At 68.3% G+C, this 7,481-nt stretch carries 9 protein-coding genes; 7 read left to right on the forward strand and 2 right to left on the reverse strand.

Annotated elements, in window-relative coordinates; genetic code table 11:
- The 7 genes from pstB (at position 1) to VFU06_16035 (ending at position 5,737) form a co-directional block, all read left to right on the forward strand.
- Positions 1–852 carry a phosphate ABC transporter ATP-binding protein PstB gene (gene pstB, locus VFU06_16005; protein HEU5210900.1) on the forward strand — a complete coding sequence of 284 codons (852 nt, stop codon included), beginning with the start codon at positions 1–3 and terminating at the stop codon, positions 850–852.
- Positions 849–1,535, forward strand: a complete 687-nt coding sequence (phoU, locus tag VFU06_16010) for a phosphate signaling complex protein PhoU (GenBank protein HEU5210901.1) — start codon at positions 849–851, stop codon at positions 1,533–1,535. The genes pstB and phoU overlap by 4 nt, the downstream gene beginning before the upstream one ends.
- Before the next feature lie 177 nt (positions 1,536–1,712).
- Positions 1,713–2,603 (forward strand): 3-oxoacyl-ACP reductase FabG, encoded by an 891-nt coding sequence (gene fabG, locus VFU06_16015; protein ID HEU5210902.1) that lies wholly within the window; start codon positions 1,713–1,715, stop codon positions 2,601–2,603.
- Between the two features lie 106 nt (positions 2,604–2,709).
- Positions 2,710–3,474 carry an enoyl-CoA hydratase/isomerase family protein gene (locus tag VFU06_16020; protein ID HEU5210903.1) on the forward strand — a complete coding sequence of 255 codons (765 nt, stop codon included), beginning with the start codon at positions 2,710–2,712 and terminating at the stop codon, positions 3,472–3,474.
- Positions 3,471–4,118 (forward strand): hypothetical protein, encoded by a 648-nt coding sequence (locus VFU06_16025; GenBank protein HEU5210904.1) that lies wholly within the window; start codon positions 3,471–3,473, stop codon positions 4,116–4,118. The genes VFU06_16020 and VFU06_16025 overlap by 4 nt, the downstream gene beginning before the upstream one ends.
- A 58-nt stretch (positions 4,119–4,176) precedes the next feature.
- Positions 4,177–4,701 (forward strand): hypothetical protein, encoded by a 525-nt coding sequence (locus tag VFU06_16030; GenBank protein ID HEU5210905.1) that lies wholly within the window; start codon positions 4,177–4,179, stop codon positions 4,699–4,701.
- A 16-nt stretch (positions 4,702–4,717) separates the two neighbouring features.
- A complete protein-coding gene (locus tag VFU06_16035) occupies positions 4,718–5,737 on the forward strand; it encodes an isocitrate/isopropylmalate dehydrogenase family protein (protein HEU5210906.1) in 1,020 nt (339 codons plus the stop codon).
- Between the two features lie 70 nt (positions 5,738–5,807).
- On the opposite strand, the gene VFU06_16040 is transcribed toward VFU06_16035, so the two are convergent.
- Positions 5,808–6,719: a zinc dependent phospholipase C family protein gene (locus VFU06_16040; GenBank protein HEU5210907.1), complete on the reverse strand. Its 912-nt coding sequence runs from the start codon at positions 6,717–6,719 to the stop codon at positions 5,808–5,810.
- 27 nt (positions 6,720–6,746) lie between these two features.
- Positions 6,747–7,481, reverse strand: a 735-nt coding sequence (locus VFU06_16045) for a glycosyltransferase (protein ID HEU5210908.1), incomplete at its 5' end; no start/stop codon positions are given.

Consider the following 7,481-nt stretch of genomic DNA (forward strand, 5'->3'; position numbering starts at 1 on the left):
ATGCAGGACACGACAGGCAGCCCGACGGGCACCGTGAACAGAGAGGCCACGCGCCCGGACGGCGGACCCGACCGGCGACAGGGGCCGGTGATCGTGCCGCCCGGCGACATCGAGCTGGAAACGCGCGACCTTTCCGTGCTGTACGGCGACACGCGCGCGGTCAAGCACATCTCGATCAGCATCCCGGATCGCCGCGTGGTGGCGTTCATCGGGCCGTCCGGCTGCGGCAAGAGCACGCTGCTGCGCTGCTTCAACCGCATGAACGACCTGATTCCCGGGGCGCGCATCGAGGGCGAGGCGGTCTTCCACGGAGAGAACCTGTACGGCCCCGGCGTCGACCCGGTCGACGTGCGGCGCCGCATCGGGATGGTGTTCCAGAAGCCCAATCCGTTCCCGAAGTCGATCTACGACAACATCGCCTTCGGCCCGCGCATCAACGGCTTCCGGGGCAACATGGACGAGCTGGTGGAGCGCTCGCTGCGGCAGGCAGCGCTCTGGGACGAGGTGAAAGACCGGCTGGACGCGAGCGCGCTCGCGCTTTCCGGCGGCCAGCAGCAGCGGCTCTGCATCGCGCGCGCGCTCGCCGTCGAGCCCGAGGTTCTGCTCATGGACGAGCCGGCTTCCGCGCTCGACCCGATCGCGACGCAGAAGATCGAGGACCTGATCTACGAGCTGAAGCAGGACTACACGGTCGTCATCGTAACCCATAATATGCAGCAGGCCGCGCGCGTCTCGGACTACACGGCCTTCCTCTACATGGGTGAGCTGATCGAGTACGGCCCCACCGAGCAGCTCTTCACGAACCCCCGCGAGGACCGGACGGAAGCCTATATCACCGGGAGATTCGGATGAGCATGCGTCATTTCCACGAGGAGCTCGATCGACTCAAGGGTGCCCTTGTCGAGATGGCCGGTCGTGCCGAGCGGCTCGTGCAGCTGGCCGTTGAGGCGCTGCTCACGCGCGACGTGGAGCGCGCCCGCAAGGTCATCGAAGGCGATGAGGCCATCAACGAGCTCGAGCTGCGGATCGACGACGGCGCAATCAGCCTCCTGGCCCTGCAGCAGCCCATGGCCAAGGACCTGCGCCTGATCACCATGGCAATGAAGATCTCCAACGACCTGGAGCGCGTCGGCGACCACGCAGTGAACATCGCCGAGGCCGTGCGGTTCCTCGTCGAGGCGCCGCCATTTCCGGTCATGCCCGAGCTGGAGGAGATGACCCGCGTCTCCACCGAGATGCTGGCACAGGCGCTGGACGCATTCATCCGCCGTGACAGCGAGCAGGCGCGACGCGTCACAGCCATGGACGACCGCGTCGACGAGCTGCACGACAACAATTTCCGCATCCTCCTCACCCACATGATGGAGGATCCGCGCAAGATCACGGCAGGCATGGACCTGCTGCTCGTGTCCGGCAACCTCGAGCGCATTGCGGACCTCGCGACCAACGTCTCCGAGGACGTGGTATACCTGGTCGAGGGTCGCACCATCAAGCACCACTCGCTCCAGCGCGGCGACACGCCGCCAGCCGCATAGCCGCCTGCTGCAACAAGTTACGGGTGTCGAACGGGCCGCGGTCTGCTTGACACCCGCTGTTGCTCCCGGCATTCTCCCAAGCTCGACCCGAAACGATGCGCCGCCCGACCGGGCGGCCGCGCATCGCTGGACGCAGCGTGCCGAGCGAGGGTGCATGGCGGCTCCGGGAAAGACAGCGTGAGAGAGAAGCCCGCGCAGCCCGGCGACGGCGGCGTGCGCGTCGCCGACCGTGACGACGGCTACGCGGTCGAGCAGCTGCTCGCGGAGGTCGGCGAGGAAACCCGGCCGCAGCCAGTGGGGCTGCACTCCGACCTGCGGGGGCATGGCGCGATCGTGACGGGCGGCGGCCGCGGCATCGGGCGCGCCATCGTGCTCGAGCTGGCGCGCCACGGCGTGCACGTCGCGTTCAACTACATCGACGACGGCACGGGCAGCAGCCGCCGCGACGCCGAGATCACGCTGAAGCAGGTGCGCCAGCTCGAGGTCACCGCGTACTGCCGCGAGTGCGACGTGCGGGACGCTTCGGAGGCGAAGGCGTTCGTCGACGAGTCGCTGGACGCGCTCGGCAACCTGCACATCCTCGTCAACAACGCCGGCATCGCGCGCGACCGTGCGCTCTGGCGCATGGAAGAGGACGAGTGGCGCGACGTGATCGACACGAATCTCACGGGCGCGTTCAACATGATCCGCGCGGTCGCACCGACGATGCGGGCGCAGCAGCACGGCAAGATCGTGAACATCTCGTCGGTGCACGGGCTGCGGAGCGAGTTCGGCCTCGCCAACTACGCGGCGTCCAAGGCGGGGCTGATCGGGCTCACGCACTCGGCCGCGGTCGAGCTCGGGCCGTCCAACGTGAACGTCAACGCGGTTGCGCCGGGATACATCCGCACGACACGCCTGACCGAGGGCGTTTCCCCGGAGGTGCTCGACCGCGCGCGCGAGCGCAGCGTGCTGGGACGACTGGGCGATCCGCAGGACGTGGCGCACGTCGTCGTGTTCCTGTGCTCGGAAAAGGCGCGGCACGTGACGGGCGCGGTGATCCCGATCGACGGCGGTTACATGCTGTGAACGGACCGGGCATTGGGCCCAGGGCCCAGGGCCCGGGCCCCGGGCCCGCATCTCGATCCGGAGCGCGGTGTGATCGAACCCGCGAACAATCAGTGGAAGGCACGGTATGTCCCGATGGGTGCGGCTGGATGTGGAAGATCAGTGGGCGACGCTCTGGCTCGACCGGGAGTCGGAGCATCTGCTCACGATCGGGATGATGGAGGAGATCAACGAGGCGCTGCATTCGCTGCGTGACGGGGAGTCCCCCGAGGTGCTGGTGGTGCGCGGTGCAAACGGCAACTTCTCCGAGGGATGGGACCTGAAGGAGCACGGGCAGCGGCGTGTGCAGCGCATGCTGCAGATCTATGCGCGCATCTTCGAGACGCTGCGCATGATGGACGTGATCTCGATTGCGGCGGTGGAGGGACGTGCGTGGGGCGCGGGGTTCGAGCTGGCACTGGGCTGCAACCTGATCGTGGCGGCGGATGATGCGTCGTTCGCGCTGCCGCAGGTCGCGCAGGGGCTGATCCCGCCGGTCGCCGCGGCGATCCTGCCGCGCATCGCGCCGCGTCGCAAGGCGATGGAATGGACGCTGACGGGCGAGGCGATCGATGCGCAGCAGCTCGCGGCGTTCGGCGTCGTGAACCGTGTCTTCCCGGCCCGCTCCTTCGACGAGCGGCTGGCCGCGTTCGTGAGTGAGCTGACCAGCAAGAGCGGGCCTGTGCTGCAGCTCGCGAAGCGCGCGCAGATGGAGGCGTACTACGCCACCTTCCCGCAGGCGATCGCATCGATCCAGTCGCTCTACCTGCGCGACCTGATGGAGCTGCAGGATGCCAGGGAAGGGCCGAAGGCCGTGCGTGAAGGACGCGACCCGGTGTGGAAGAACGCATGAGCACTCAGTCCGCTTCCAGGGATCCCGGGCGGCAGTGGCGCGTACTTCAGTTCGCGATCGTGTGCGCGCTGTTGCTCGGCGGATGTGCAACGGTTCGCCAGGCGCCGCCGACCGCCGACTCGCCCAAGCCGCGTGCGCCGTCACTCGCCGGACGATCCGTGCTGGTGCTGCCGGCACAGCCTGCGCCTGGCGCGCCGCGCAACGCACGCACGGGCGAGGTCGTGCCGGGCTTCGACGCGGAGCTGGCGTACTGGCTCGAGGACCAGGGGCCTCGCGTCGACTGGACGTTGCCGCCGGAGATCCGCGCATCGCTGGAGCGCAACGCGATGTTGAACATCGACATCGATGCGCTCGCGGTCGGCAGCTTCCACGTTGCGCAGGTGAAGAACATCGGCGATCCGTTGCTCGGCGACCTGCGGCGGCTCGCCGCGCTGCTCGACGCGCGCTGGGCGCTGGTACCGGTTGCCGTCGGCTACGTGCCGCGCGTGGAAGGCGGCCGCGCGGAGGCGGCGGTCGCGTTGATCGACACGTATGGCGGGCAGGTACTCTGGTATGCGGTGATGGCAGGGGAGCCGGGCGCGGAGGGATCGGGCGACGTGGCCGCTTCGCTGGCACGCTCCATCGCGCAGACGCTGCTCCCCTGATGGAATGGATGCGTTGCGCGCTGGTGCGCGGCGCAATGTGAATCCGGAACGAGGCACGATGAATCGAAGCGTGGTGCGCCGCGGGAGTGCGGCGCTTCTTCTTTGTGCGGTCGCCGCATGCGACCGCATCATGCCGGAGCGTCAGGATCTGTCCCTGCCGTCAGCCGAGGAGGCGACGCAGCTCTATGAGCGGCACGGGATCGAGGCGGACGTGACGCTGAGCGGCAACGTCGTCGAGGTGCGTGTCACGCAGGATGCGCGGCAGCTCCAGCGCGGCGGCTCACTGTGGGCGCGTGTGGGCCCGTACATCTACGTCTTCTCGCCTGCGACGAAGGAGCTGTTCGAGAGCTGGGGTGGGGTCGCGGCAGTTCGCGCAATCACCGTGACCGGCCGCGGCCAGGAGGTCGCACGGGCGCTGCTCGCGCGGAACGCGCTGAACGATGTCACATGGCGTCGCGCGCTGAACATCCTCGGCACTGCGCTGCAGGAGGGCACCGAGCGTCCCAGCCGACTGGATGAGCTGGTCGAGTGGGGGGAGGAGCACACGGAGTTCCGCTACAGCCCGGAATACGTCCGGGAATAAAGGAATGGTCGAGAGAATGAGCAGGAAAGTCACACTGATCCCGGGCGACGGCATCGGTCCGGACATCACGGAAGCCACACTGCGCGTGCTGGATGCGGCGGGCGCGAAGATCGACTGGGAGCGCCACCAGGCGGGTGTTGCGGCGATCAGCGAGTTCCAGACGCCGCTGCCGGATGACACGCTGGAATCGGTGCGGAAGAACGGTGTCGTGCTGAAGGCGCCGCTCACGACGCCGATCGGCTCGGGGTTCCGCTCGGTGAACGTCGCACTGCGCAAGGAGTTCGACCTGTATGCGAACGTGCGCCCGACGCGCACGCTGGTGCCCGGCGGTCGCTACGAGGACATCGACCTCGTTCTGATCCGGGAGAACACGGAAGGCCTGTACGTCGGTGTCGAGCACTACGTCGGCATCGGCAACGACCCGCGCGCCGCTGCCGAGTCGGTCATGATCGTGACGCGCTTTGGTGCGGAGCGCATCGTGCGCTTCGCGTTCGAGTACGCCGAGAAGAACGGCCGGAAGAAGGTCACGCTCGCACACAAGGCGAACATCCTGAAGTACACGCAGGGGCTCTTCCTGGAGGAGGGCCGCAGGATCGCGCAGGAGTACGAGGGGCGCATCGAGTTCGAGGATCGCATCATCGATGCGACAGCGATGCACCTGGTGCTGAACCCGTACCAGTTCGACGTGCTCGTCATGGAGAACATGTTCGGTGACATCATCAGCGACCAGATGGCCGGCCTCGTCGGCGGACTGGGCATGGCTCCGGGTGCGAACATCGGGAAGGACGCGGCGATGTTCGAGCCGGTGCACGGCTCGGCGCCCGACATTGCGGGCAGGAACGTCGCGAATCCCACCGCCATGATCCTGGCCGCGGTGCTGCTGCTGGAGCACATCGACCAGCGCGACGTCGCGGCGCGGGTGCGTACCGCCCTCGAGGGCGTGCTCCGCAGCCGACAGGTGCAGACGCCGGACCTCGGCGGCAAGGCGACGACGGACCAGTTCACGGACGCGGTGGTGAAGGCAATCGAGGCGTAGTCGATCAGCGGGGCACCGGACAGCGGGACGCGCGCGTCGTGGGGCGTGCGCGTCCCGTTCTGTTGTGCGGTCAGCTCACTGCAATGGCTGGCGCCAGGAGCCCTGGCTCCTCCGTCCGTACGTCCCGCAGTGGCAGCCCCCGATCCAGGTCGTAATCGGGCAGATCACCCACGCCCCGCGCGAGCAGCGAGTCCAGCGTCGTATGGAAGATGCGCCTCGCGTGTGCGACACGGTGCAGCAGGTCGCGCGTAGGGAGGATCGGCACGAGGAAGCCGTGCGCCGGCGCACGCCGGCCGACCCAGCGGGCCAGCAGGTGCCGGGTCGGGGTCCAGAAGGAGCCGCCGTTCCGGTCGGCGCGTGCGCTCCGTCCCACCATCGCGACGAATGGCAGGCAGGCATTCGTGAAGCGCGTGACATTGCGGTGCACGGCAGCGAGCCGGACCGGTGACCAGTGCAGGTCGTACACGTCTGCGAACGCGTCTGCAACGAATTCGATCGACCGCTCATCAAGCGCCGGCTCCAGCCGCAAACGCCTGTGCACGCCGCGCTGCAGGTGCGTCGCATCCAGGCCCACCTCGATCTGCACGTGCGCGACCAGCCAGTCGGCGGTCTCGGTCACGCCACGCGCTTCGGCCAGCTCGTCCGCCCCTGCATTCACGATCGGGTGCAGCAGTACGTCCGCCAGGACGTGCGTCAGCCAGCCCCATGCGTATGCCCGCTGTTCCGCGGTTTGCGCGCGCTCCAGGAGCGCCCGCAGCATCCTGCTGCTCCCCTCCTCGTGAACGACCTCGCTCAGCGGCTGCGGTCCGCCCGGGAAGAACCCCATGTCCGGAGCGAGCGCGCCATGCAGGAACGCGTTGCGCGCCGCGGGTGCAGACGAGTCGAACGGCAGCTCAGTGAGCGTCTGCGCCACGGCGCCCGCGGGTTTCCAGCGCGTCAGCGCCTCGTCGGCGAGCAGCAGGTGCAGTCCTGGCTGTGGCATGCAGATCCTCCCTCGAGTTTGAATCCGTTACGCGACGCGCCGCACCGTGTCGGTGGCTCGGAGCGTGGACACGATGTGCTGCGCGGCCGCGGGCCGGCCGAGTCCGCGTGCGCTCACGCTCAGCCGGAAGCGCAGCTCCGCGTTCGTGAAGAACGCTTCCAGCACGGCACGCAGTGCACCGGGATATGTGGCTCGCAGGGCTGCGCCGTTTGCGACCAGATGGCGCAGATTGCCTTCCTCCTGCCCGGGAATCGCGCCCATCAGGATCAACGGCCGGCCCAGCGCCAGCGCTTCCGCCGTCGTCAGTCCGCCGGCCTTCGTGATCACCACGTCAGCGGCAGCGAGCAGGTCGCTCAGGCCGTTCACGTACCCCAGCACGCGAAACCGCGTATGCGCCACACTCCGCGCTGCCAGTCGCTCACGTGCCGCTTCGTTCTTCCCGCAGACGACGACGAGCTGCACGTCTTCCGGCAGCCCTGCAAGCGCCTCGTCGACGGAATCCTCCACGCCGATGCCCAGCCCGCCCCCGACCAGCAGCGCAATCGGGCGGTCCGGTGCGAGATCGAGGTGCCGGCGCGCAGCCATACCGTCAGCCTGCCACAGGTCCGGATCGACCGGGATACCGGTCGCGTGCACCCGGGCACCCGGCAGACGTTCGCGCACGCTGCCCGCGAGTGCATCATTCGCGGTGAAGAAGGTCTGCACCCCGGGCTGCACCCAGTAGCGGTGCAGCACGTGGTCCGTGATCACCAGCGAAAAGGG

It is taken from the genome of Longimicrobiales bacterium (assembly GCA_035764935.1).
Taxonomy (GTDB): domain Bacteria; phylum Gemmatimonadota; class Gemmatimonadetes; order Longimicrobiales; family RSA9; genus DASTYK01.

Excerpts from the sequence above, each read along its gene's own strand:
- phoU (HEU5210901.1), top strand. The coding sequence starts at position 849 with ATGAGCATGCGTCATTTCCACGAGGAGCTCGATCGACTCAAGGGTGCC.
- pstB (HEU5210900.1), top strand. The coding sequence starts at position 1 with ATGCAGGACACGACAGGCAGCCCGACGGGCACCGTGAACAGAGAGGCC.
- VFU06_16040 (HEU5210907.1), bottom strand. The coding sequence starts at position 6,719 with ATGCCACAGCCAGGACTGCACCTGCTGCTCGCCGACGAGGCGCTGACG.
- VFU06_16030 (HEU5210905.1), top strand. The coding sequence starts at position 4,177 with ATGAATCGAAGCGTGGTGCGCCGCGGGAGTGCGGCGCTTCTTCTTTGT.
- VFU06_16025 (HEU5210904.1), top strand. The coding sequence starts at position 3,471 with ATGAGCACTCAGTCCGCTTCCAGGGATCCCGGGCGGCAGTGGCGCGTA.
- VFU06_16020 (HEU5210903.1), top strand. The coding sequence starts at position 2,710 with ATGTCCCGATGGGTGCGGCTGGATGTGGAAGATCAGTGGGCGACGCTC.
- VFU06_16035 (HEU5210906.1), top strand. The coding sequence starts at position 4,718 with ATGAGCAGGAAAGTCACACTGATCCCGGGCGACGGCATCGGTCCGGAC.